This window comes from Paenibacillus sp. FSL H7-0716 (genome assembly GCF_038002705.1).
GTDB classification, from domain to species: Bacteria; Bacillota; Bacilli; order Paenibacillales; family Paenibacillaceae; genus Paenibacillus_AQ; species Paenibacillus_AQ odorifer.
Genome location: NZ_JBBODA010000019.1, coordinates 93,040 through 117,026 on the forward strand (window position 1 = coordinate 93,040; position 23,987 = coordinate 117,026).

Here is a 23,987-nt window from a genome sequence, read left to right on the forward strand (position 1 = left end):
TGTAGTATTTCTTCTGAGTATCATAGCGAATTCGAATGGAAGATAAGTCGTTTACAGGTAATTATAACCATGATAAAATTAGCGGTGGGACATGCGTCCGTAATCTAATTAAAACTAATTGAATGTCCGCGTTAAAGGTAAAATCATCGAAAGATGATGACACAAAGCCATGGGTCTAAAGCCTTTCGACAGAAGGAAATGATCGCCAGGCCGCCATAGGGATGTCTTATGAAGCATAAAGGATTGCTCTAAGAATATGTAGTCTATTTTGAGCTCTTTTATTATTTCGACCTATACGGCGTTACATTATCGCAAGGGGCCGAAAGGGGAAGTACATGAACAGTTTTTTCAAAACAATAGGTACTAGTTTGGCAGTAGGTGCTTTATTGCTGTCCGGAACGATCGGATGGATGTCTAATCCTGGAGTCGTGTCTGCAGCTACAACATCAGCAGTAACTGCGGATCAAATGATCAGCAAAGTAACAGCAGCCTCCAAAGCAATAAAGAATTTCCATCTGGATGTGACCAAAAAACAGGATATTCAAAGCGGCGGGGTGCGTGTCAGCAACACCAACACTCTGAAGCTGGATATCAGCCGTCTGCCGAATTTTGCCGCAGCAGGCACTGTCGCTAGCAGTCTTTTAGAAACATCTTACAGCTTGTATGCTAACGATAAGGAGTTTTACTATCTTGTAGATGGAAGTGAGCTTATCGATGAATCTGAAGACGATTCTTCAGGTTACGACGATGACGGGGAGCCGATCGATCCTGATGCACAGTATTGGCTTGGACTGGAGAAAACGGAATGGGAGTCCTTTTACTCTAAAGGCCAATACGATCCTGTTTCAATGCTTGATTCGGTAAAAAGTTATAAAAAATCCATGAAAGTCAGCACTGCTGGCGCACAAACGGTCTTACAATTCACGGTAACCGATCCGACAGCAGCTAAGGGGATAATCAAACTCTATGACCAGGAGAACCTCTGGGATGGTGAGACAGTTCAACCCAAAAGTGTAACGTGGAAATTATTCGTCAATACTAAGACCTGGCAAACAGAAAAGCTGACAGTCGATCTGAGTTATGTGTTGGTAAGTGATGGAGCAAAAGATACATACACCACGAAAATCGAAGCTAAATATTCCAAGAATAATAAAGGTACAGCCATTGTAAAACCGGCTGAACTAGAATAATAAAGACGATTCATATCGAGCAAAAAGCGCTGTTCCGCTGAACAGCGCTTTTTGCTGTATTCAACAGCAGTTCTTTATTAGTTGACAAGAATAAATCATTGCTGTAATTTATATGTATGCGCATGTATATAATATTCTGTTTAAATATAATTTAATGAAAGTTGGGAAAAAGATGATAGCACTAGACACAGCATTAACTTTTCGCAGAGGACTGACACTAAAAAACCGAGTGGTTATGGCTCCAATGACCACACGAATGAGCTTTTATGACGGTGTAGTAACACAAGATGAATTGAAATACTATTCGCTAAGAACGGGCGAAGTAGGTGCGGTCATCACTGCGGCAGCAAATGTACAAGAGGGTGGAAAAGGATGGGAAGGTGAACTTAGTGTTTCCTCCGATGAATTTATTCCTAGCCTTAGCCGATTAGCATCTACTATTAAACGAAATGGAACAAAAGCTATTTTACAATTATTCCATGCAGGAAGAATGACAGATTCAAAAATATTGCGTGGCGTACAACCCGTTTCCTCCAGCGCCATTGCTGCCGAACGTCCGAATGCAGAAATTCCAAGAGCATTAACAGAAGATGAAATTTTCGGTGTAATTGAGGATTTTAAAAAAGCGACTCAACGTGCTATTCAAGCTGGATTCGATGGGGTAGAAATTCATGGAGCAAACACATATTTAATCCAACAATTCTTCTCTCCACACTCCAACCGTCGTGAAGATCAATGGGGCGGAAGCTTAGAGAAAAGATTTAATTTCATTAACCAATTAGTGGATGCAGTTATTGCTGTCGTTGACAATTCAAAGGTTAAGGATTTTATTGTCGGTTATCGTTTTTCTCCAGAAGAATATGAAGAGCCTGGCATTAAAATCACAGACACCCTTTATCTTATTGATAAATTAGCTGATAAAAAGCTGGATTATCTGCATATTTCATTAGGGGATTTTAAGAAAGTTTCTGCATCAGAAGATTTTAAAGAAAAATCAATCCTGCAATATGTACATGAGAAAATCAATGGACGTGTACCTTTAATTGGGGTAGGAGATATCCGTACCAAACAGGACGCAGAGGAAACGTTGACAAATGCTGAATTAGTAGCAGTAGGACGATCTCTTATCATTGATCCTCATTGGACAAGTAAAGTGCTGGAGGGTAAAGAAGATATCATCAGAAGAGTACTTGCTGATCAAGATAGAGAAGAACTCGTAGTAGAGAATGGTATTCTAGAATTCCTTAAATTAATGATGCCTGATCGTTTACGCTAAACCCAAACACAGTTTTGAGCGCTAAATCTATAACGTTCCGCGGTAAATTTCGCGGAACGTTATTTTTGTGTAATGACTTCTATTCCCTCTTTAAAATTGTTGTCGTATGTTTCAACATTCGATTCATGAGATTTCGCCGCTCTGTTTTTATGTCGGTGTCGCTTCTCTTTAATGCGTCGCGGATGGGGATGACCTCTGTAATTTTTCTGCCGCTTTTTATTCTTCGATCTACACAAGTCGGGATGTAACCTACGTTGGTTATACTCGTGTGTCCTTTTTCATCCTTCTTTATTTTAAGCGTAAGAATGACACCGCTTTGTGTATAAGGAATATTCATTAGTTTAGTCGAAACAAAATTCCCCAATGAGTAAATAACGAATTGTTTTTTTCCACGAAGCTCTAACGGTTGAAGAACATGTGGGTGAGACCCCAGTATGATGTCGGCGCCATTTTTAAAGAAGAGATTGACCAGTTCTTTTTGTCTCTTGTTTGGAGTGTAACGATATTCGCTTCCGAAATGCAGATAAAGCAAGACTAGATCGACTTTCTTTTTTAAATCTCGAATCTCCCGAATGATCTTGGGCGTAGAAATCCGGTTAACGAGCCATGGCTTACTCACTGGTACAGGAATTCGGTTGGTTCCTGCTGTGTAGGAGAGGATGCCAATCGTAATTCCTTTGACGTTTTTAATAAGCGTTCTCTTGGATTCTTCTAATGATTTAGCTGTTCCCGTGTGGTCGATTCCATTACGGTCCAGAACTCGTAACGTCCGTACCAGACCCGGGGCACCATAATCCATGCAATGATTGTTGGCCGTTACTAATACGTCAAATCCGGCTTCCTTAAGTGCAGGGGCCAGTTCGTCTGGACATTTGAATATCGGACCGCCTGATCGTGGGCTTTTCCGGCATTCGGGGCCACTTCCAGCAAAGGTGGTTTCGAGATTGCCAATCGTCAAATCAGCCTGTTTCAGATAAGGAGCTACTTTTGCAAACAGGGGGCTGAACGAATAGGTTCCGTCAGGCTGTTTAGCATCCGAAATAATATAACGTTTGACCATTAGATCTCCCACAGCAGCTATTTGTATTTCAGTCATGGATATCCACCTTTTTATTATTTTGATTAGGATATGGCATAAAGTTGTTAGGGGTTATTCTTTCTTTAAGGCGAAGTGCAAACATTTGTATGGCTTTTTATTTAAAATGTGACTCAACGCATAATCACTTTATTTAGATCGTCTAAATTTAAGGTATTCATTTTTTTCAAACTTTTATAATTTGATTCAAATCCTCTTTTTTGTTTGGCAGCCATAATAAAATAAGGTTGTTGATAAACATTATCAATCAAACATTGGAGGTTAAAGAAATGAGTACACAATTCAAAAAAATCGCCGAGGATACTTACTGGATAGGCAAAATCGATAACCGCCAGGTTCCATTTCACCGCCTGATTCTGGCAAAAGGAACTACCTATAATTCTTATTTATTAAAAACAGGTAAACCAACTGTCATTGATACCGTAGATATGGAATTCGGACGTGAATATGCCGAGTGTCTGGGTGAAATGATTGATCTTCTAGATATCCATTACATTGTAATTAATCATACAGAGCCTGATCACTCTGGTGGACTGGCAGCTCTCGCTGCCAAGGCTGCAAATGCCACGATCGTATGCACCGAGATTGCTGTTCCCGAATTGCAGGAAATGTACAAGCTTCATAGCCGGAACTTCCTGGTGGTTAAAGACGGAGATAAGCTGGATATTGGCGGGAAAACGCTGCTGTTTAAAGAAACACCGTATCTCCATACCGCCGAAACGATGATCACCTATTGTATCGAAGATCAAATCTTATTTCCTTGTGATATTTTCAGCACGCATGTTGCGGTGGAGAATCTATTCAGCGATGAAGCCGGGTTTGATATTACGGAAGATTTCGAGGGCTATTACGCAGCAATTATTCATCCTCACAGAAGATATGTAAGAACCCTGTTAGAGGCTGTTAAGGATCTTGAGATCCGGATGATCGCTCCTTCCCATGGGTTTGTGATCCGGAAGGACATACGTAAATATATCGGGATGTACGCCACATTGAGCCGTGAAACGACGCAAGGAAAAAAGGCAACCATCGTATATACCACCATCAAAAACAGTACCAAGAAGATGGCCAAAATCATACAGGATTGCTTGCAGGAAAATAATATAGAGACAGAGGTCTGGGATGCAGATAAAAGTAGTGCCACTGATATTCTGAACAGCATAACGTCAGCGGACGCGGTCTTTATTGGCAGCTCCACTAAATACGCGGACATGATTGGGAACCTGGAGAACATTCTGAAAGAATTGCACAATATGAATCTGGAAGGTAAACTTGCTGCAGCCTTTGGCTCCTACGGCTGGAGTGGTGAAGCCATTGAAGTCATTCAGGATTATCTGAATGGAACAAACATGACGGTGCAAAGCACATCTGAGGTTATTAAAACCACGGGGATGACACATGTAGAGTTCCCTGTACGAATCAGATTTTCCCCGAAAGAGCCTGAGAAAGTTCAAAAAATTAAAAATGCGGCTGAATTTGTTTCGGATTTGCTGCTGAGTTCATTTTAGGGAGGAGGAACATAGGATGACAAAACATTACGTTATTGTTGGCGGAGGAGTAGCCGCCGTCCATGCCGCCAAAGCCATCCGTGATCAAGACGCAGAATCGGAAATTTCGATCCTAGGGGAGGAAAGTCAACTGCCCTATAACCGGATTAAGCTGACCAAAGGGCTGTTTACCGACCTGCACAGTGAGAAGGTGCTGATTAAAAAGGAAAAATGGTACCGCGATAACCGTATCTCCGTAAAAACCTCGACCCGAATCCGTTCTGTCCACCCGGACCGGCAAATAGTTGTGACAGAAGATGGGCAGAGTGTTTCTTATCATAAGCTTTTATTGTGTATGGGAGCGAAGAATCGTGCACTCTCCCTTGAGGGCTTCGCCCTGAACAATGTTCATACCCTCCGGGATATGAACGACGCGGACAGATTGAAAGAAAACCTGCAGGATGGCAGCCATGTAGCCGTAATCGGTGGGGGAGTGCAGGGAATCGAAACCGCTTGGGCGCTGCATGTAGCTGGATATCAGGTAACGGTGATCGAAGCTTTTCACCGGTTGATGGGCAGACAGCTTGATGAGAAATCCTCAAAGCTACTTAAGGAGAACCTTGAACAAGCAGGTGTGAAGGTTATTCTTCAAGCAGATGTGGCGTCTATTACAGGAACAGAGTTTGTTACCGGAATTACGCTGGACGACCAATCTCATTTTTCCTGTGACCATGTGGTCTACTCCATTGGTATTGTACCGAATACGGAACTGGTAAGTGGCTCGAGTATTCAAGTCCGGCAGGGCATTATCGTAAATGAACAAATGCAAACAAATGATCCACATGTGTACGCAGCCGGAGATGTGGCTGAAGTTAACGGGCATGTGGAAGGACTGTGGGGCGGAGCGATTGAGCAGGGCCGGATTGCCGGCAGTAATATGGTTGCCAATCTGACTGCGTATCGTAGAGCTGTTCCGGTTACCTTATTTAACGCCTTTGGCATCTCTTTATTTTCGATAGGCAACGTGGATGAACGGTATTGCGATACGGTGGTAAGCGGAGAAGAAAATGGGGCGTATACGCGAATCTATGTGAAAGATAACACAATGATTGGTGCGATATCCTGGCAAGGAGCAGCTGCTTCACTGGGGTATAAAACCGCTGTAGAGCAAGGCATCCCCCTTGAGGGGATCGTTGTTAACGGGAGCAGCATCGAGGAGATTATGGCTGAAGTACAAACCAGGTTGAACTAAACTATTAACTTTTTAGGAGATGATAAAGATGAAAAAATACATTTGTCTACCCTGTGGTTATATCTATGATCCGGCATTAGGCGATCCCGATGAGGATGTTGTTGCAGGCACTGCATTTGAAGACTTGCCTGAAGATTGGGTCTGTCCGGTATGCGGTGAAGATACCAGTCATTTTGCGCCGGTTGAAGACAAAAAAACTTCTGTATCCTAAAGGAAAGTAGGAGTTGTACAAAAAAATGAACAACAGGGGGGACAGTTATGAAGGAGTATTCTTGCCGATACGCTGCTGAACCTTGTACCCGCAAGGTGCCTATTTTTGCTGCGTTAAGCGATGACGATCTCTCCCGGATCAGCGCTATGATCAAGCATCGTAAGTTTACTAAAGGTCAACCTTTAATTCTGGAAGGGGCGCCGTCAGATACGCTGTACATTATTCAGCGAGGGCATGTTAAATTATCCAAAACAACTCCTGAGGGCAAGGAACAAATTTTGCACATCTTGACGAATGGAGACTTTTTCGGGGAACTGAGCATTTTTAACAGCGATGAGCTGAGTAACTTCAGTGCTTATGCTCTGAAAGACACTAACATTTGCATGCTGACCCGAACGGATATGGAGCAGCTGATGAGGGATAATCCGGATATTTCGCTCAGGCTACTGAAGAGTGTGACTAAAAGACTAGCCCATACGGAAAATCTGGCGCAAAGCCTGGCGACCAAAGATCCCGAAATACGAATTGCTTATATGATCATGGAACTCAGCGACAAATATGGTAAGCAGCGTGGAGCTCATATTCATATTGACCTTCCGTTGTCTCGTGAAGAGCTGGCCAGCTATGTTGGGGTCACCCGCGAAACTATTAGCAGAAAATTCTCAAGGTTTGAGGATTCAGGTCTTATTGAGCTAATCGGAAATAAGCAAATGCTCATTATAGATCTAGCCGGTTTGGAGAGTTATATGGGGTATTAAGAGGATTACGGTGTATTGACCGCTCTTTATGACACCGTGGGTGCAGAACATACGCTATATGGCGCCAGACTCCGATACTTGTCGTTCCCAAAGGATTTAAGTATGATGAATACTATATAAACTTGTCCCTATGGGCTCGATTAATCGGAAGATGGCGAGGAAACCCAATGCAGAAAAGGAATAGCAGAAAATTTTTCCGTATCAGGCTAGAGGAAATGATTCAAACCTTGCGACATGAAATTCATTCGGGAAGTATAGCGATCGGCAGTTATCTTCCTTCAGAAAGCGACTTAGAGGTGCGCTTCGGACTTAGTAACGCATCTGTGCGCAACGGGCTCAAGGTGCTGGTGGATGAAGGCTTAATTGAGAAAATTCCGCGTGTTGGCAATCGGGTAATTCCCCCCGTAGAGGAAGGCAGAACGACGATCAAGTTCGGATATGTGAACACCATCCCCAAGCTTGTAGAGATGCAAGAGCTACTGAATGAGTTCGGTAAACGCTATCCGCATATCGACGTTCAGCCGCTCGAGTTGTCTTCAGGAAACTACTCGACATCTTTGAAGGAATATTTGCAGTCGGAAATCATGGATGTCGTACTGATGAATAATAACAATTATCAGGATTTTTTGGAGCAAGGCTGTACGGAGCTGCTGGAGCCGATGGAGGAACAGCCGGACACGTATCGTTTTCTTTCCGACCCGTTCCGGTATGGTGACCGTAATCGCGTTCGCCCCTTCATTTATTCTCCAGTCGTGCTTTGTTATAATAAACAGCACTTTAAGGAAGCCGGCGTATCACCACCAGACAGTAGCTGGACCTGGGACGATTTATTCGCTAATGGTCGAAAGGTAGCTGAAGGTCATGACTGGTATGGTTTTTATTTTTATTTGCCTTCTCGTAACCGGTGGCCGTTGTTCCTGCTTCAGAGCGGTACGACGTTTGCGGCAGAACAGGATGATGAAGGCAAATTTCGGTTCAGTGGCTCAAAGCTACTCGACAGTTTAGGAACCATTCGAAAGCTGATAGGCATGAAGGATGTATTTCCAGCTGTATTGTCTGAGAGCGATGCGGATGCGGAAGCCTTGTTCTTGCAAGGCAAAGTGTCCATGATAATGACGACCTATTACTTCTTGAATCAATTGCGTCAATCCGATTTGGCATTCGATATTGCTCCATTGCCTCGGCTGCAAAATGCTGATACGCTGCTGATTATAAATGGACTGGCGGTTAACAGCAAATCACAGAACAAGGATGCATCCATGCTGCTCGTTGATTTTCTCACCTCACACGAGGCGCAACTGATCATTAGGCGTAAGACACTGAATATTGCAGCCAACCGTTTGGTGATGGATTGGGAAGGTGAGGAAGTGGGTTATCGTCCGGCCCGTTTTCAGCTTTACCGTGAGATCTTCCCTACCTATCGTCTGGTTACAGAGCTGGGTTTAAGCAACCTCCAGTTGAAAGAGATTCAACGTGATATCATGATGTTTGTTTCAGGTCTACTGGACAACGACGAGTTATGCCGCAGACTTGAGGAAATATTGAATGCGGTAAATCAGGAGACTCAGCACTCTTGAAGACTGAAAGTTTATGTGAAAATCCCGGCACAGGTTCAATTCTGAATCTGTGCTTTTTGTTATGTTAAAGTATTTGTTTGATGTACAAGAATTGACTCATATATGACTCATGATATCAATAAAAACATATTGACTATGCTTTTATTGCTATTATATGATGCAATAGAAGTCAGATATGAGTTAATGCGATTTCGAATTTATTAAGGTGGTGTAGCTGCAACGATGGAAAAGGAGGGTGTTTATTTTCACAATGTTTCGGAGCTGGTTCATAAACCCTATCAATCTGGATTGCATCTCCAGCGTTTTCCGCAACATGTGCGCAATGGCTTGTCAGAGAAAGGAAGAACCAAAGCTATACAATCGAACGGCTGCGAATTGCGGTTTGTCACCGAATCCAAGCATGTTAGGGTCACTGTCGGATCGAATGATAGTAACGGCCGCGTTGTGGTATGCAGAGGGGATTTTTTTCATTCTCAGCATTTTCTGCAGGCGGGTACGGTAACCACTCTGCACTTGGAGGAGCCGGAACGTTTTACAGAGGTATCAAGTGAGCGGCTGAATCAGTCTGGATTTTCCTCTAACGTATGGCGTTTGCATTTTGATCGTTTCGGAGCTGTTTTCTACGATGTGGATACTTTTGGTTGTGAAGTACGTGCGCCTAGACCGGATGAGCTACCTAAGCTTACGATGCTCGCCTATGGATCTTCCATCAGCCAGAGTGCGGGATCCACGCATCATTTCAATGGTTACTTACAGCAGACAGCGCGCAGACTTGGTGTGGATGTGCTAAATCTTGCGCTTAGCGGATCTTGTTATTGCGAAGACGTAGTTGCCGATCATCTGGCTGAACGTGAGGATTGGGATTTTCTGTTTCTGGAGCTTGGTGTCAATATGCGTGCTGTAGTATCTCCCGAGGAATTCAAGCGTAGAGTGTCTTACATGCTGGACCGGGTTATCAAAAGTCATCCTGACAAACCTGTGTTCGTTACTACGATTTATCCGAATCGTGCAACGTATTTTCTTGATGCAGGCCATCTTCTTCATGTCCAAGAGGGGATTTTTAACGAAGTGCTGCTTCGTTACTGTGAGAGCAATAAACATCCACAACTACATCTGCTGGATGGCGCATCAGTCATGCGCGATCTTACCTCGCTGACCTCCGATCTGATTCATCCTTCCGATTATGGACACATGCTAATGAGCGAGCATTTAGCAAAGCTGTTGCGGCCCATGATCGAGCCCCTCCGAACTTCTAGTCATTCTAGTGCCGTGTCCTAAATTTGGTAATAGGGAGTTGATGAAAATGAAGCGTTGGATGCTTACCATGGTGGGAGTTTCATTATTAGCCGTCTCTATAAATGGATGTTCCTCTTCTAATAAGGGGGGAGAAGAGCAAGCGGGGGAGAGTCCAGAAAAAACCACTGCTTTCTCCATATCGTTCCGGAGCGGAAACATTTCGTATGCAGACAATCATCCGAATATCAATGATGACAAGTGGGTCAAAAAGCTGGAGGAACTTACGAATACTGATCTTAACATCCGTTTGATGCAGCAGAAAAATTTTGATTCGCAAATGATTCAAATGTTCGCGATCAACGACATTCCGGATGTCGTGCAAGCAAGCTCTGGGCTGACGAACCCTCAGTTGGCAGGTTCTGTGGAGGCCGGAGTATTCATGCCCCTAAATGAATTGCTTGAGCAGTATGGGCAAGATCTTCTCAAGAGAGTCCCGAAGGAGGCATGGGAAAAGGAGACCGATGCGAAAGGTAATATCTACGCGATTCCGGAATGGCTGTCCAATCCGTCACGCCGGGCAACTTGGATACGTGCGGATCTTTTGGAACAAACAGGACTGCCAGAGCCTAAAACAGTAGATGACTTCCTGAATGTCATGCGTGCTTTTAAGAAGCTGGGTGTGGAGAATCCTTATATGGGCCGGGAGGACTTTGTATATTCGGATATGTTCTTCGGATCTTACGATACCTTTGCTAATTTCTTTATGAAACAAGGGGATCAAATTGTCCCGAAATTTATGAATATCGAGAATATGCAAAAGACGATCCAAACGTACAAGACAATGTTCGACGAAGGACTGATCAACAAGGAATTCGTCACAATTAATCCCACGAAATTTAAGAATGATATTCTTGCAGGCAAGGCGGGCATCTGGAACATGAATGCCAACCTGTTGATCCAATGGGATCAGCAGCTAAGAGAACAGGTGCCTACTGGTAAAATGAAGCTGATCGCCTCGCCCACAGGACCTGACGGTAAGGGGGGACTTCGTCTTGTCGGTACGGTGCCGCGAGCGTATTTAATTAACAAAGATGCGAAAGATCCTGCCGGGATCGTCAAGTTTTTCAACTGGATGGTTAGTGACGAAGCGGAAAAGTTTTTTACCTTCGGAATTGAAGGAGAAAACTACACTGTAGAGAACGGAAATATTAACTATAACAGACCGAAAACAGCCGATGAAGTTGATGAGGAAACGTTCCGTCAAATCCTGCTGTGGTTCGTACAGGATACTACCTACAATAAAGGTGCGCTTAGTCTCACACCCGAAGGAAAAGATTTGATGAAGCTCTACGATACAGTACTTGCGAATGAGGGACGCGACGGGATTCAATTTGAACCGCAAGTAAAGGGCTATCAGAAAAACCCGGACATCACCCCAGGTGGAGATAAATTGCCGCCAGTTATATTGACGCATGTAATCAATATGGTATACGGCAAAAAGCCGATCTCCGACTATCCGAAGGTGGTGGAGGAATGGCTGCAGAAAGGGGGAAGTGACGTCGTCAAGGAAGCAACAGAACGTTATAACAATAACGATGGTGTGATTTTGTCCCGACATTAATAAGCTGCATCTCAAAAGAGGTTTGAACTCCATAATGCTTGTGATTACCTATACCATGTCAGGGAGGAATTCATTTGAGAAACGGACTATATAGGAATGCTTTTCGAGTGGGCATTAGAGTACTGTTGTCTTTGGTACTGTTGTCTTTGGTTTTGTTATATTCGCCCTTGGAAATGAAAGCGCTTACCGAAGTTTATGCAGACGGAATGACTGATGACTATGTTACGCTCTACGAGGAAAACTTCGATGACCCTGACAATTTTGGATCTACCGGTGGTATGGCCATTCCGGGGCCTTGGCTGCAGGAAGGCGAAGGAAACAGCATGGCGAAAACTTCGGTTTCGTCCACGGCCCCGTCCGTACCGAATCTGGTGAAAATCGATGGCAAGGATGCATTGGCGCTGCCAGTGAATTCGACGGGGTACCGCAATCTTCAATTGAGTTATTATACACGGGCATCCTCCTACATCGGAGGAAGCGTCATCGTAGAATGGTCAAGTGATAGAGGGATAAATTGGACAACGTTGGAGGAATTTAAGCTGTCCCCAGGGACGCAGGAACAAAAGAACAGTGAGCCGAACCAACTCAAAGTCCACAACTTGGGCAGCGGAGCTGACAACAATCCGAACGTCAAAATCCGGGTCCGTGTGGGTGAATTGATGAGCGCGAATATGTACATCGATAGTGTCGCCCTCAAAGCTCAAGCGATTCCCGGAATACCACCCGCAGAGACACCGGTGCCAATCCCTACACCGGCTGAACCTAAGCCGTTTGTGGTTCCTGAAGGCGTTAAGCTGTATGAAGATGTGCTGATTGGGAATGCTGGAACGCGGCCGATTTATACTTCGATTGCCGTACCTAAGATCCCGCCTCAAGCACCCATGCCAGTGATGGTATACATTCATGGTGGAGGCTGGAATCACGGAGACCGTAAGCAAGCCCTTGCCAGTATCTGCAACTATGTAACCAAGCGAGGGTATATCGGAGTATCGCTGGATTACCGTTTAACCCCGGAAGCGCCATTCCCGGCGCAAATTCAGGATGTGAAGCTTGCTATTCGTTACTTGCGCGCGCATGCGGCAGAATTCCATCTAGATCCGAGCCGGATCGGTGTATGGGGTTCGTCGTCAGGAGGGCATCTGGCCTCACTGCTCGGTACGACTGGGAACATCAAGTCAGGCGAGACAATCACATTGGATACAGGACATACCGTAAACGTTCCGGATTTGGAAGGGAATGGCGGTTGGCAGCAATATTCTGATCAAGTGCAAGCCGTTGTCGATCTCTACGGTCCAGCGGATTTTACAACAAACTTCGCTAATAGCTATAAATCTGTGAAAGCGCTTTTGGGCGGGAACGACGCGTTCTCTGTGCCAGATCAGGCAAGGTTGGCCATGCCTGGCACTTATGCGTCACCGGACGATCCGCCTTTTTTCATCCGCCATGGGGATGTGGATGCAACGATCCCATATACGGACAGCATTACGTTCTCCAATCAATTGAAGGATGCGGGCGTGAAAGTGGTCGATGTCAAAATTGTACCTAAACAAGGTCACGGCTTTATCGGCGAAGCGGCTGAGCAAGCAAGCGCCGAGGCTTGGGCTTTTATGGATCAATATGTAAAGAATCGAATGGCAACAACACCTGATGATGATGAGGTTGTATACCGCGATCTAGCCAGTCTGACACCGAGCGGCGATGCAGTCATCGACAGCAGCAAGCCCACTGTAAACTTCAATAGCGCGACGGGCAGCAGCAATGGATTGTTCAGTATTTCTTCTGGCGCCGAGAACAAGAAATATGTGTATTTTAAATTTGATGTCTCTTCATATAGCAATCCTGCAAACAGGTACATTTTTAATGTTGCTGCCAAAAAGGGTTCATCCAATGCGGACCTCGAACTTTCGTTATTCGGCCTAAAGGATACAAATTGGACTGAATCGGAGCTGACTTGGAGCAATGCGCCTGTCACGGATCTGACCATTGCTTCGTTAAGTGGGAAATTTACCGTAACGGCAGACAAATCAGGAGCTCCACAGGTTTACAGCATCGATGTGTCCGAGTTTGTCAGAGAAAGATTGTCCGCATGGGGCGGTAATATCGCTTTTCTGCTTGGTGATGCGTCAAGCACTGGAATTTCTCTCAATGTCTATTCGAAAGAAGCTAATGGCAACAGCAACCCCCGTCCACAGCTTGTTGTTCAAGAAGCGGTTGCACCTTCAAGCGACCATGAGAAACCTTCCTGGCCGGATGGAAGTTCTCTGAAAGCTGTCAATATAGGTACAGAGTTCATTCAACTTTCATGGCCGGGCGCCAGCGATAATCAAGGTATCGGCTCCTATCGCGTATACCGGGATAACACCCTGTTATCTAATGTTACCGATGCAACGTATACAGCCGTTGGGCTTAGCCCTAGCACGGCTTACAGTTTTAAGGTTGAAGCGGTGGATCAGTCGGGCAATACATCCGTACCGCTTTCTTTTACCCGGTCAACGCTTACAGAACCCATCACTCCTTACCCGATTGCAAACGTGACAGCCAGCGACAGCGATGGCAATATCGCAACGAATACCATCGATAATAACTTGTTCACCCGCTGGTCCGCCGCAGGTAACAGCCCGTGGATCCAATACGATTTAGGCGAACGGAAGCAGATCAGTTATTTAGGTATTGCCGTTTATAAAGGTGACACGCGCACGGCTCAATTGAGTATCGAAACCTCAAATGACGGTTTGGCTTGGACTACGATATGGACTGGTGCAAGTATGTTCAGAACCATAGAGATGCAACCTTTTGATCTTCCTGACACAGAAGCCAGATATGTGCGGATCGTGGGTCTTGGGAATTCTGATGGCAGCGCGTTTACAAGTTTATCGGAGGTAAACCTCTATGCGCCGTTCGCAAATGGCGATACACCTGTAGCCAACATCCCGAACTACACGCCTAATCCCCCCCGGGAACCGATTCCATTCACAGCTCCCGGATTAACCGAACCTGATGGTACGGTGCATCCGGTTCATTCCTCACCTACAACCACTGGGCGCATCTTGAACGTGCTGGACTATAATGCTGATCTCGCCGATAACGACACAGATGACGGTATTGCTATTCAAGCTGCCATAAACAGCGCTGAGTCCGGCGATGAGGTCTATTTGCCGTCTGGGGTTTATAATCTGAACTCAACATTGGATACCCTTGTCAATTTGAAGCTCAAGTCAGGAGTAAACCTTCGCGGTGAGGATCAATCAACAACCATCCTTAAGACATCTCTCCATAAGGTAAAAAACAGCGCCCTGATGAAAGTATCCGGACAGCATGATCTGTCCATATCCAACCTCACATTGACTTCTACCTGGAACGGTGTCTACACGACGGATCATAAAGTGAACAACCCGGACGCAGGTGGTCCCGACAGCATGATTACCATCGCAAATTTTGGTGAGGTTCCGTCATACAACATCACGGTTGATGGGGTTACTGTAGAGAAGTATTCACGTATGGGTGTGCGTATCGACAACAGCCGTGATATTGTCGTACGCCGCAGCATGTTCCGAAATGCGACAGATGTAGGGCCGGGTGGTGCTGGCTATGGTGTGTCGATTCAGGGCATGGCCAAACAGGACCGCAACGGGTATGAAAACGACACGGTTTGGAATGTTGTGGAGGACTCCCATTTCGAGGGCCCTTATTTGCGGCATGGGGTGCTGATCCAATTTGTTGCCCATAACAATGTCCTACGAAACAATCAGTTTATGAATACAAAGCTGGATGCCATCGATCTGCACGGAGAACTCGAATATTTGAACGAGATATACGGTAATGTGATTAGCGACATTCCCTACGGCGCGGCGATCGGACTGGGAAACACCGGGGGTACAGCACCTAGCAATCACAGTAAGTCAGGACCGCGCAACTATATCCATGACAATATGATTCGTAATACAAGAGAAGGAATCAATGTAACTATGGGCACCCCGGATACAGTCATTGAGCGAAATGTGATTGAGAATACAACTCATATAGAGGACGCCAAGGGCATTCAGATTTTGAACGGGCCAGGTACTATCATTAAGGAAAATATCATTCGCAACAATACCGCGTCGAATTATTGGGCTGTATCCCTTGAGCATGATCCCGGCGACAGCAAAGCAAATGATATCGGAGCGGGCGACCCGCAGGACGTTCAATTGATCGCAAATTCGCTGATTGGCAATACGAACGGTATTCGACTTCTTGCTGGAAAAGGGATCATCCTACAGGGGAATCTTATTGACAGTATAAGTAGCAATTATTTCAAAAATGATCATGTGGGAGTAGAGGGTTGGCCGTTACCGATTATACCCTAAAGAAAACACAAGCTCACTCATAGAAACTCCATATTGCAAGCGCTTTATTGTAGGTAGAATGAGGTTAGATTCATTCACTATTCAAGGAAATGGAGGAAGGCCGATGCCACATATTGAGATTAGGATGTACGAAGGCCGAACGAGTGAGCAGAAGGAGGAGATAGTCACCGTATTCACGCGGGAGTTATCCCGAATAATTGATCGGGAGGAACGATATATTACCATCGAATTTCAAGAAATTCCCCTAGACGAGAATGCTCCGGCGAACCTGCTGAAAACAGGACCTATAGGAAACGGTTATGAAAGCTAAGTTAACTGGGGTTGACCTTATTAACTACAAAGCTGACACGAAAAGATCCTTGCTTTTAAACATGTGGAAATTCAGAGCACTCTATGTGATTGCGATTCCCGGGATCTTGTATTTTATCATTTTCAAGTACTTGCCGTTGGCTGGTTCAGTTATTGCGTTTCAGAACTATAACATTTTTAAAGGCTTTACAGGCAGTGAATGGGTGGGACTTGAGCACTTTAGGACGATGTTTCAATACCAGGATTTCGGAAGAATCTTAAGCAATACGATTCTGTTAGGCTTGTATGATCTTATATTTGCCTTCCCGGCTCCAATATTGCTTGCGCTTCTGCTGAATGAAATTCGGCTTGTGTTTTACAAACGGTTTTTGCAAACGGTGGTTTATATGCCCCATTTCCTGTCTTGGGTAATTGTCAGCGGTATCGCCTTGGGTATCCTCTCTCCAGGAACAGGGATTGTGAATCAGGTTTTACAAGCTTTCGGCTTTGAACCAATTTATTTTCTTGGTGAAAATTCATACATTCGCACGATTTTGATCAGTTCCGGTATCTGGAGGGATTCCGGGTACGGTACGATCATTTATCTGGCCGCGTTGGCAGGAATAAACCCAGATCTTTATGAGGCTGCTGAAGTAGACGGAGCCGGGCGCTGGAAACAAACCTTAGCCATTACACTGCCGTCTCTGATACCGACGATTATGATTTTGTTCCTTCTCCATATCGGGAGATTTCTTGATCTTGGCTTCGAGCGGGTATGGGTATTCCTGAACGCGCTTAATACCGGGAACGGGGAGATTCTGGACACTTATATCTATAAGGCGGGGCTGCTGTCTCAGCAATACAGCTATACAACAGCAGTGGGGCTATTCAAGTCGGTAGTTGGACTCATTCTGGTGCTCATCGGCAACATTTTGAGCAAAAAAACAACCGGTGAATCGCTGTATTAATCGCTCTTTATGGAGGTAGGGATGATGAGAGTACGCTATACTCGCGGCCAGAATCTATTTAATGTGTTCAATCTTTTGTTTCTGACCGCTCTCGCTTTGGCTATGTTTCTGCCGTTTCTGAATGTGATTGCCCAGTCCTTTAGCAGCTCTGAAGCAATTATTAATGGCAAGGTAGGGTTGTTGCCAAAGGAATTTACCGCAATCAATTATCAGTACGTTTTCAGCGATCATTCCATTTGGCGGGCGTTCGGTGTCTCCGTCTATATTACGGTACTGGGCACCGCCATCAATCTGATTGCGACAGCGTCTCTCGCTTATCCGGTGTCCCGGCCGGAATTCGTAGGACGTAAATACATCGTGATGATGGTATTGTTCACGATGGTATTCAGCGCCCCTCTTATTCCAAACTTTATCCTGATCAAAAATTTGGGGCTTATGAACTCCTTATGGGCACTTATGATTCCGGGCGCCATCAGTGCATTTAACTTTTTCGTGATGAGAAGCTTCTTCATGCAGCTGCCTCAGGAGCTGATAGATTCCTCCAGAATCGATGGGTGTGGCGAGCTGCGGATCATAGTCAATATGGTACTGCCGTTGTCTAAACCGGTAATGGCCTCATTGGGGATTTTCTACGCCGTCGGGCACTGGAATACGTACATGAGCGCTCTGTATTATATCAACAAGCCGTCATTATGGCCTCTGCAGGTGATGTTGAAGAAGCTCTTCGAGACGGACGATATCAGCATTGATCCGGCTTCCTCAGTGTATAGCTCTTTGGCCCACACCTCACCTGAGGGCATCAAAATGGCTGTTATCATTGTCGCTACTATTCCGATTATCATGATTTATCCGTTTCTTCAACGCCATTTCGTTAAAGGAATGATGGTCGGATCCGTCAAATCCTGATCTATCATATTGTGGTAGAATAGGAACGCGTTAAGCGAGACGAATCGGAAGGTGGTATCCATGGATGAGATGTGTATTAATCGTAGACGACGAGCCCATGATTCGAAAGGGACTTTCTATCATGATCCAGCAATGCGGCGAGCATCCGTATAACATTAAGCTGGCCCAGAATGGCGAAGAGGCCATCCAGCTCATTATGGAGGAGCATCCGGATTTTCTTTTTACAGATATCCGTATGCCCAAGGTAGACGGACTGGAGCTGTGCCGGCGGCTGTCGGAGATGGAGACGGATATTCAGACTGTTGTCATCTCGGGTTATGGGGATTTTGAATACGCCCGCCAATGCGTGTCCTATGGAGTGAAAGAATATCTCCTGAAACCCGTGAGCAAAGGGAACCTTCAAAATGTGATCGCCAAACTGGAAGCGCATAGAGAGAAGTTAGAGAGTTTTGTCTCTGTCGCTAAGCTCGATGAATGGGTCGTGCGTATGGATGATGCCATCTGGACCTTGGATAAAGAAAGGCTGTACCTTGTACTGAAGGAATGGGAAACTGACTTCCTCCAGCGTAAGATGAGCCGAATTCAGCAAAAAGAGCTTCTGGAAGAGGGCTACGCTTTGCTCGTGAAGAAGCTGCTTGTCAATTCAGTTACACCCGGTAAAAGCGTGTTAGACTTGTCCCCAGCAGCTGGACCTGAGCAGTTATTTCACTGCTTCGCAGAAGCGTCAGCAGCTATATTGGAAGAGCTTCGTAGAAAGCGCAAGGGTAAAGCGAAGGATCCGATAGAGGAAGCTAAAGCATTTATTGAAAAGCATCTCGCCCAGGAAGTATCGCTGGAAGAAGTGGCGGAAGTGCTTGGGCTAAATGCCTCTTATTTCAGCCAGATGTTTAAGCACTCAACGGGAGAGACCTTTGTACATTACCGCATAAAACGCAGGATGGAGAAGGCCAAAAAATTACTTGCTGATGCAAGCTATCGGATCACCGATATCTCCTATGAAGTCGGGTATGCAGACCATCCTCATTTTACGAAGACGTTCAAAAAGTTCACCGGGCTGGCTCCTTCTGAGTATCGCAACCAGCTGGGGATCCATTGATGAGAAAGAGTCTGTCGAACAAGCTGTTTGCCTCCTTTCTGACCGTCATTCTTTTATCCTTGTCCATGGTTGGATTTATCTCTTATTTTCAGGCTTCGGCTGAGCTGGATAAGTCTTCAGAGAAGTCCATTGCCCAAGTCATCAGAAGTGCGTCTTATCAAACGGATCTGTATTTGCAAAATTATGAAAAGGCTAGCGATTCCATCCTATCCTACAATCAAGTCAAGGAGTTCTTGGATATGGACCCGGAGGATAGCTTCTCCTACTATCAATATACGAATGACATTCAGAAGTATTTGTTTCGTTCTTTGTTTATTCTGTATCCCCAGATTAATCTGATGTACGTCATCGGTGAACACGGTAAGGCCATTAGCGACGATAACTCCTATCAGGCGCATAGCCTGCAGTTTCATCCTCAGGAACGCTACCGTTTCTTAAGTGAACATACGCCAGAGAGCGGCCGCATCACCATTCTCAACACGAATGTGATGAATGAAGGGGATAAGAACATTATTACGATGGTCCGCCGAATCAGAGGCGTCTCTTCCTATCGTCCCAAAGGTATAGTCGCCATTGAATTCAAGGCAGAGGATCTGGCCCGCATATGGGAACCTCTTGATCTGGGACAGGGCGGGTCCTACTTTATCATGGATGAATTCGGCAAACTCCTATATCGGGCGGAAGGGAATAATAACCACCCTGGGTTATCTGCTGAGCATATTCAGAACGTATTTCAACACCCAAATGACTCTGTGGTGGAAAAAGTAGACGGGAAAGAGTATTTGTTCGTGTCGAGAAAATCTGAATATTCCAAATGGCAGCTTGTAGTATCCATACCCGTTGGTGAGCTGCGCAAGCCTATTTCTACCATTCGTACGACCACGCTGGTGGTGGGAGCTCTCACGCTTGTCGGCACACTGCTCCTTGCCACCTGGTTCGGACGATCCATCACGAAGCCCATCCTGATTCTTAAGGAGGGCATGAGGGAGACGGAAAAAGGCAAGTGGCGCAGGCTTGAGATGAACGGCCGTCAGGATGAGCTGGGGGGATTGATGCGCAGCTACAATCTCATGGTGACCCGGCTTTCCGAAATGATTGAGCGGGTATACGAAGCGGAGCTTACCACCCAGAAGGAGGCTCTGGAGCGTCATCAAGCTGAATTTCAGGCACTCCAGCTGCAGATTAATCCGCACTATCTATATAACACATTAGAGACTATCAAATGTTACGCGGTCGTTCAGGATTCGGACGAAATCACAGAAATAGTGGAGGCCATGGCCTTCATGCTTCGCTACTCCATCCAAACTAATCTGGAGGAGATTACGATTGCCAATGAGCTTAATCATGTACTGAGCTACATGACGATTCTCAAGCACAGGATCGGCAGGGAGTTCGAAATTGACGTAGTAATTCCGCCGACGCTGCTACTGGCTAAGATGGTCAGGCTTACACTTCAGCCCTTGATCGAAAATATTTTTCAGCATGCATTTCCCGAGGGAATTGAAGACAAGCACTATATTAGAATCGACGCCAGAAAAGAGGGAGATCGTTTTCTAGTTCTTGTAGAGGATAACGGCGCAGGGATGTCCCGCGAACGGCTTGATAAGCTACGTGAGAAGCTGAATCTGAATCAGCTGGCGGATACGGAAGGAGACTCCCTCTATCATAGAGGTGGAATCGGGCTCATGAACGTGCACCGGAGAATTCAAATGGTGTTCGGTGAACAATACGGGTTAAGTGTCGAAAGTGTGGAGAATGAGGGAACCCGGTTGATCTTATCCATGCCTGCGGAGTGAGAAAAAGATGTTTTCAGAAAAAACTATTACTAGGAGGAAATGGGAAATGAAAATTGATATGACTGGTAAAATAGCGCTTGTTACAGGGTCCAATGCAGGGATAGGCCGACAAATCTTGGAGACTTTGGCTGCTTCCGGCGCCAAAGTGGCGGTAAACTATTTGTTCGGTTCTGCGGAGGAGACGGTGGACGCGATCCGTCAGGCCGGAGGAGAAGCTTTTGCTTTTCAGGCAGATGCAACAAGTCCTGCCCAATTGGACAATATGGTGAAGGAAATTGAGGGGCATTTCGGCGGAACCATCGATATTCTCGTCAACAATGCAGGCGGTATGGTCAATCGGGTTCCCAATACTGAAATGAACGAAGAGCATTATAACAAGGTGATGGACGTCAATTTTAAATCTTGCGTGTTTGCCTGCAAAGCCGTATCAGCAGGAATGATTGCCAAGAAAAGCGGTAAAATCATCAATGTATCTTCTCTTGCGGCCCATGACGGTGGCGGACAGGGGGCTTCCATTTATGCAGCGGGCAAAGCTGCGGTATGGTCTTATACCAAGGGACTTGCCAAAGAGCTGAGTCCTCACGGGATTAATGTAAACGCTATCTCTCCCGGTTTTATCGGTCAGACCGCTTTCCATGCTACCTTTACTGCGGATGCGGCAAGACAGGCAACCATTGCGAAGATTCCGCTGGGCCGGGAAGGTGCTCCACAGGATGTAAGCAATGTGGCACTCTTCCTCGCTTCAGAGCTGTCGGATTATCTGACAGGCGAAATTATTGAAATTAACGGAGGCTTGTTCATGCGATGATGAACCTTAAGGAGAAAGCAGATACTTTTTCCTGGGTTGGTCTTGCGGTGGATAAATTGAAAATGGAGCTGGATGCCTTCCGGAGAGAAGAGATTCTGCTCCCGACAGAACCTGGTGGCTGGTGGCACCAATATGTATGTCCCCAGCATCATACTGAGCTAATCTTCGATGTTATGGAGCAAAATGCGGTTGTCTTTTCTTGTCCGAAGGGCTGCAAGCTGGAAGGTGAGCCCTACCGGGGAGCATGGCTGGTATACCGTCATCAGGCAATGGCGCGATACGCCCTGCAAGCTGCCGTGATATTCGCCACAGACGGAGAAGAATTCTATAGCAGCCTAGCCCGGAAGATTCTTGTCGGTTATGCGGAGCAGTTCCCCTTGTATCCGGTTCATCCCGATGCTCAACCCTGGATGCTTAGTGGCCGTGCCTTTCATCAGGCGCTGACAGAGGCTATCTGGTCCACCACGCTTATCCGGGCCTATCTGCTGCTTGTGGATCATGGAGTAACGTTCACTGGGGAGGAAGAGGTAAAGCTGCAAGTGTTCTTCTCGATGCTGGAGGAGAGTATGGAGCAATACCGCCACATCCTCATTTACGAGAAGAAGAATGCAGAGAACAATTATACCGCATGGCTGAACGCTAGCTTGGCTTGTGTATATGCCGCCAAAGGTACCAGAGAAAAGCTTGCTTCTTTGCTGGAGGGAGAAGGCGGATTCTATCATCATCTGTCCATTGGCGTGAAGCCAGATGGTTTTGAATTTGAAGGCAGCACGTACTACCATATTTTTGTATTGCGGGCTTATCTCATAGCAGCCGAGATGTACGGGCGCTTCGGAGTTGACCTCTATGCTGCCAAAGGAGATCAGGGACAATCCATCCGTGGCATGTTTCAATTGTTGGTAGAGCTTAGCGGCGATAACGGGGAGCTTCCAGCCGTGCATGATGGTCCTTATGCGCGAGTTCCTTTCGCCCGAGAAATTGCTGAAGTATTTGAAATAGGTATTGCGGTTTACAAAGACCCGAGTCTCCAGCCAATACTGGCGAATGCGTATAGGTATCTATATGGACAGGAATTAAGGACTGGTCTGGAGGCAGTGTTGTATGGAGCTGGTGAGAGTAAGGAACTTCAGACCAGTTACAGAGTGAGAGACTCTGTCCTACTGCCGGATTCCGGATTCGCCGTGCTCCGCCACCCGGGCAATCCGTTGTCCGTTCTGGCGGATTTCGGAGAGCATGGCGGATCACATGGGCATTTCGACAAGCTTCATATTACGATTATGCACCGATGGGGCGAGGTTGCTCCCGAGCTGGGTATGGTTCCTTATGGATCTGTTTTGCGCAAGGAATGGTATTCCGAAACCGCGAGCCATAACACGGTCACCATCGGAGGTCGCTCCCAATCTCCACATACCGGAAGCAGCTGTCAATTCCGCCAGGAAGGCAACGCTACGTACTTATGGATTCGCTCAGACGGCGCCTATGAAGGAGCTGTTCTAGACCGGCATCTTGTATTAGCCGACGGTTGGCTGCTGGATTGGTTTCATGTTGAGCAGGTGACGGAGCGGAGTCAGGAAGTAGACTTATGGTTTCATCCGACGGGACATTTGCTGTTACCGTTCGACCCTCACCGTGTCCAGAAGGATTCTCCGACAGTCCTTGGACTGGAAGCGGGTTATGGCTCAGTAGAAGTACTGTCCGCAATGAAAAATGAGACGGAATGTACGTTAAATACGGAGTGGAATATCCGTTATGATGGAGTGAGCACCAGCCGGGAGTATGAAGTATCCACGAGTACCCTACTGGCGCCCGGCTCCACTATGTATGAAATCCGCACACCGGGTATTGCCGAAGACCCGAGTAGATTGCTACGAGGTATTATGCTTCGGCACAAAGGCCCGTCGGTTGATTTTATTATGGTTTATCGGGACGGTCACGAACCTGCTGTACTGAAGCTAGTGAGTCAGGTGGGCAAACCGCCCCGAATCCAAATAGCAACAACTGGGCAAGTAGTGGTCTATTGCCTTGACCCTAAAGCGGGACTGATTCAGGAAAAGTCCCGGAATACGGAGGAGTAG

Annotated in this window: 18 protein-coding genes and 1 riboswitch; of the genes, 17 read left to right on the top strand and 1 reads right to left on the bottom strand. The window is 46.0% G+C overall.

What is annotated here, in order from left to right:
- Positions 1 to 126 precede the first annotated feature (126 nt).
- Positions 127 to 218, top strand: a riboswitch (cyclic di-GMP riboswitch).
- A 117-nt stretch (positions 219 to 335) separates the two neighbouring features.
- Complete coding sequence (locus MHH60_RS21780; RefSeq protein WP_076133618.1) at positions 336 to 1,190, top strand: DUF6612 family protein; 855 nt, start codon at positions 336 to 338, stop codon at positions 1,188 to 1,190.
- A gap of 112 nt (positions 1,191 to 1,302) precedes the next feature.
- Complete coding sequence (locus MHH60_RS21785; RefSeq protein ID WP_306081760.1) at positions 1,303 to 2,466, top strand: NADH-dependent flavin oxidoreductase; 1,164 nt, start codon at positions 1,303 to 1,305, stop codon at positions 2,464 to 2,466.
- Between the two features lie 79 nt (positions 2,467 to 2,545).
- Here MHH60_RS21785 and MHH60_RS21790 read toward each other — a convergent pair whose 3' ends face one another.
- Complete coding sequence (locus MHH60_RS21790) at positions 2,546 to 3,562, bottom strand: CapA family protein (RefSeq protein ID WP_076133617.1); 1,017 nt, start codon at positions 3,560 to 3,562, stop codon at positions 2,546 to 2,548.
- A 269-nt stretch (positions 3,563 to 3,831) separates the two neighbouring features.
- Here MHH60_RS21790 and MHH60_RS21795 point away from each other — a divergent pair, with 269 nt between their 5' ends.
- The 15 genes from MHH60_RS21795 to MHH60_RS21865 all read left to right on the top strand — a co-directional run bounded on the left by MHH60_RS21795 (position 3,832) and on the right by MHH60_RS21865 (position 23,987).
- Entirely contained in the window at positions 3,832 to 5,070 is a 1,239-nt protein-coding gene (locus MHH60_RS21795; protein WP_036689344.1) for an FprA family A-type flavoprotein, read from the top strand.
- A gap of 16 nt (positions 5,071 to 5,086) precedes the next feature.
- Positions 5,087 to 6,301 carry an NAD(P)/FAD-dependent oxidoreductase gene (locus MHH60_RS21800; RefSeq protein WP_076133616.1) on the top strand — a complete coding sequence of 405 codons (1,215 nt, stop codon included), beginning with the start codon at positions 5,087 to 5,089 and terminating at the stop codon, positions 6,299 to 6,301.
- A 28-nt stretch (positions 6,302 to 6,329) separates the two neighbouring features.
- The gene (gene rd / locus MHH60_RS21805) at positions 6,330 to 6,512 is read left to right on the top strand and encodes a rubredoxin (RefSeq protein ID WP_076130123.1); all 183 of its coding nucleotides are present in this window, start codon (positions 6,330 to 6,332) and stop codon (positions 6,510 to 6,512) included.
- 47 nt (positions 6,513 to 6,559) lie between these two features.
- A complete protein-coding gene (locus MHH60_RS21810; RefSeq protein ID WP_076133615.1) occupies positions 6,560 to 7,270 on the top strand; it encodes a Crp/Fnr family transcriptional regulator in 711 nt (236 codons plus the stop codon).
- Positions 7,271 to 7,485: 215 nt separating this feature from the next.
- Positions 7,486 to 8,847, top strand: a complete 1,362-nt coding sequence (locus MHH60_RS21815) for an extracellular solute-binding protein (RefSeq protein WP_175620024.1) — start codon at positions 7,486 to 7,488, stop codon at positions 8,845 to 8,847.
- A 222-nt stretch (positions 8,848 to 9,069) separates the two neighbouring features.
- Complete coding sequence (locus MHH60_RS21820; protein ID WP_076133613.1) at positions 9,070 to 10,125, top strand: SGNH/GDSL hydrolase family protein; 1,056 nt, start codon at positions 9,070 to 9,072, stop codon at positions 10,123 to 10,125.
- A 25-nt stretch (positions 10,126 to 10,150) separates the two neighbouring features.
- A complete protein-coding gene (locus tag MHH60_RS21825; RefSeq protein ID WP_076133612.1) occupies positions 10,151 to 11,704 on the top strand; it encodes an extracellular solute-binding protein in 1,554 nt (517 codons plus the stop codon).
- A gap of 74 nt (positions 11,705 to 11,778) precedes the next feature.
- The gene (locus MHH60_RS21830) at positions 11,779 to 16,050 is read left to right on the top strand and encodes an alpha/beta hydrolase fold domain-containing protein (RefSeq protein ID WP_076133611.1); all 4,272 of its coding nucleotides are present in this window, start codon (positions 11,779 to 11,781) and stop codon (positions 16,048 to 16,050) included.
- Positions 16,051 to 16,153: 103 nt separating this feature from the next.
- Complete coding sequence (locus tag MHH60_RS21835) at positions 16,154 to 16,360, top strand: tautomerase family protein (RefSeq protein WP_076133610.1); 207 nt, start codon at positions 16,154 to 16,156, stop codon at positions 16,358 to 16,360.
- The gene (locus MHH60_RS21840) at positions 16,350 to 17,306 is read left to right on the top strand and encodes an ABC transporter permease (protein WP_036689353.1); all 957 of its coding nucleotides are present in this window, start codon (positions 16,350 to 16,352) and stop codon (positions 17,304 to 17,306) included. The genes MHH60_RS21835 and MHH60_RS21840 overlap by 11 nt, the downstream gene beginning before the upstream one ends.
- Positions 17,307 to 17,330: 24 nt before the next feature.
- Positions 17,331 to 18,212 carry a carbohydrate ABC transporter permease gene (locus tag MHH60_RS21845; protein WP_076133609.1) on the top strand — a complete coding sequence of 294 codons (882 nt, stop codon included), beginning with the start codon at positions 17,331 to 17,333 and terminating at the stop codon, positions 18,210 to 18,212.
- 64 nt (positions 18,213 to 18,276) lie between these two features.
- Positions 18,277 to 19,308, top strand: coding sequence for a response regulator transcription factor (locus MHH60_RS21850; RefSeq protein WP_076133608.1), 1,032 nt, complete (start codon positions 18,277 to 18,279; stop codon positions 19,306 to 19,308).
- On the top strand, positions 19,308 to 21,104 hold the full coding sequence (locus MHH60_RS21855) for a sensor histidine kinase (protein ID WP_076133607.1): 1,797 nt from the start codon (positions 19,308 to 19,310) through the stop codon (positions 21,102 to 21,104). Before MHH60_RS21850 ends, MHH60_RS21855 begins: the two co-directional genes overlap by 1 nt.
- Before the next feature lie 46 nt (positions 21,105 to 21,150).
- Positions 21,151 to 21,912: an SDR family NAD(P)-dependent oxidoreductase gene (locus MHH60_RS21860; protein ID WP_076133606.1), complete on the top strand. Its 762-nt coding sequence runs from the start codon at positions 21,151 to 21,153 to the stop codon at positions 21,910 to 21,912.
- Positions 21,909 to 23,987, top strand: coding sequence for a heparinase II/III domain-containing protein (locus MHH60_RS21865; protein WP_076133605.1), 2,079 nt, complete (start codon positions 21,909 to 21,911; stop codon positions 23,985 to 23,987). The genes MHH60_RS21860 and MHH60_RS21865 overlap by 4 nt, the downstream gene beginning before the upstream one ends.

What these genes read in the sequence shown, in the direction of transcription:
- MHH60_RS21845 (WP_076133609.1), top strand. Translation starts at nt 17,331, where the DNA reads ATGAGAGTACGCTATACTCGCGGCCAGAATCTATTTAATGTGTTCAAT.
- MHH60_RS21850 (WP_076133608.1), top strand. Translation starts at nt 18,277, where the DNA reads ATGAGATGTGTATTAATCGTAGACGACGAGCCCATGATTCGAAAGGGA.
- MHH60_RS21815 (WP_175620024.1), top strand. Translation starts at nt 7,486, where the DNA reads ATGATTCAAACCTTGCGACATGAAATTCATTCGGGAAGTATAGCGATC.
- MHH60_RS21785 (WP_306081760.1), top strand. Translation starts at nt 1,303, where the DNA reads ATGTATGCGCATGTATATAATATTCTGTTTAAATATAATTTAATGAAA.
- MHH60_RS21835 (WP_076133610.1), top strand. Translation starts at nt 16,154, where the DNA reads ATGCCACATATTGAGATTAGGATGTACGAAGGCCGAACGAGTGAGCAG.
- MHH60_RS21790 (WP_076133617.1), bottom strand. Translation starts at nt 3,562, where the DNA reads ATGACTGAAATACAAATAGCTGCTGTGGGAGATCTAATGGTCAAACGT.
- MHH60_RS21810 (WP_076133615.1), top strand. Translation starts at nt 6,560, where the DNA reads ATGAAGGAGTATTCTTGCCGATACGCTGCTGAACCTTGTACCCGCAAG.
- MHH60_RS21860 (WP_076133606.1), top strand. Translation starts at nt 21,151, where the DNA reads ATGAAAATTGATATGACTGGTAAAATAGCGCTTGTTACAGGGTCCAAT.
- MHH60_RS21840 (WP_036689353.1), top strand. Translation starts at nt 16,350, where the DNA reads ATGAAAGCTAAGTTAACTGGGGTTGACCTTATTAACTACAAAGCTGAC.
- MHH60_RS21780 (WP_076133618.1), top strand. Translation starts at nt 336, where the DNA reads ATGAACAGTTTTTTCAAAACAATAGGTACTAGTTTGGCAGTAGGTGCT.
- MHH60_RS21865 (WP_076133605.1), top strand. Translation starts at nt 21,909, where the DNA reads ATGATGAACCTTAAGGAGAAAGCAGATACTTTTTCCTGGGTTGGTCTT.
- MHH60_RS21855 (WP_076133607.1), top strand. Translation starts at nt 19,308, where the DNA reads ATGAGAAAGAGTCTGTCGAACAAGCTGTTTGCCTCCTTTCTGACCGTC.
- MHH60_RS21795 (WP_036689344.1), top strand. Translation starts at nt 3,832, where the DNA reads ATGAGTACACAATTCAAAAAAATCGCCGAGGATACTTACTGGATAGGC.
- MHH60_RS21820 (WP_076133613.1), top strand. Translation starts at nt 9,070, where the DNA reads ATGGAAAAGGAGGGTGTTTATTTTCACAATGTTTCGGAGCTGGTTCAT.
- MHH60_RS21800 (WP_076133616.1), top strand. Translation starts at nt 5,087, where the DNA reads ATGACAAAACATTACGTTATTGTTGGCGGAGGAGTAGCCGCCGTCCAT.
- rd (WP_076130123.1), top strand. Translation starts at nt 6,330, where the DNA reads ATGAAAAAATACATTTGTCTACCCTGTGGTTATATCTATGATCCGGCA.
- MHH60_RS21825 (WP_076133612.1), top strand. Translation starts at nt 10,151, where the DNA reads ATGAAGCGTTGGATGCTTACCATGGTGGGAGTTTCATTATTAGCCGTC.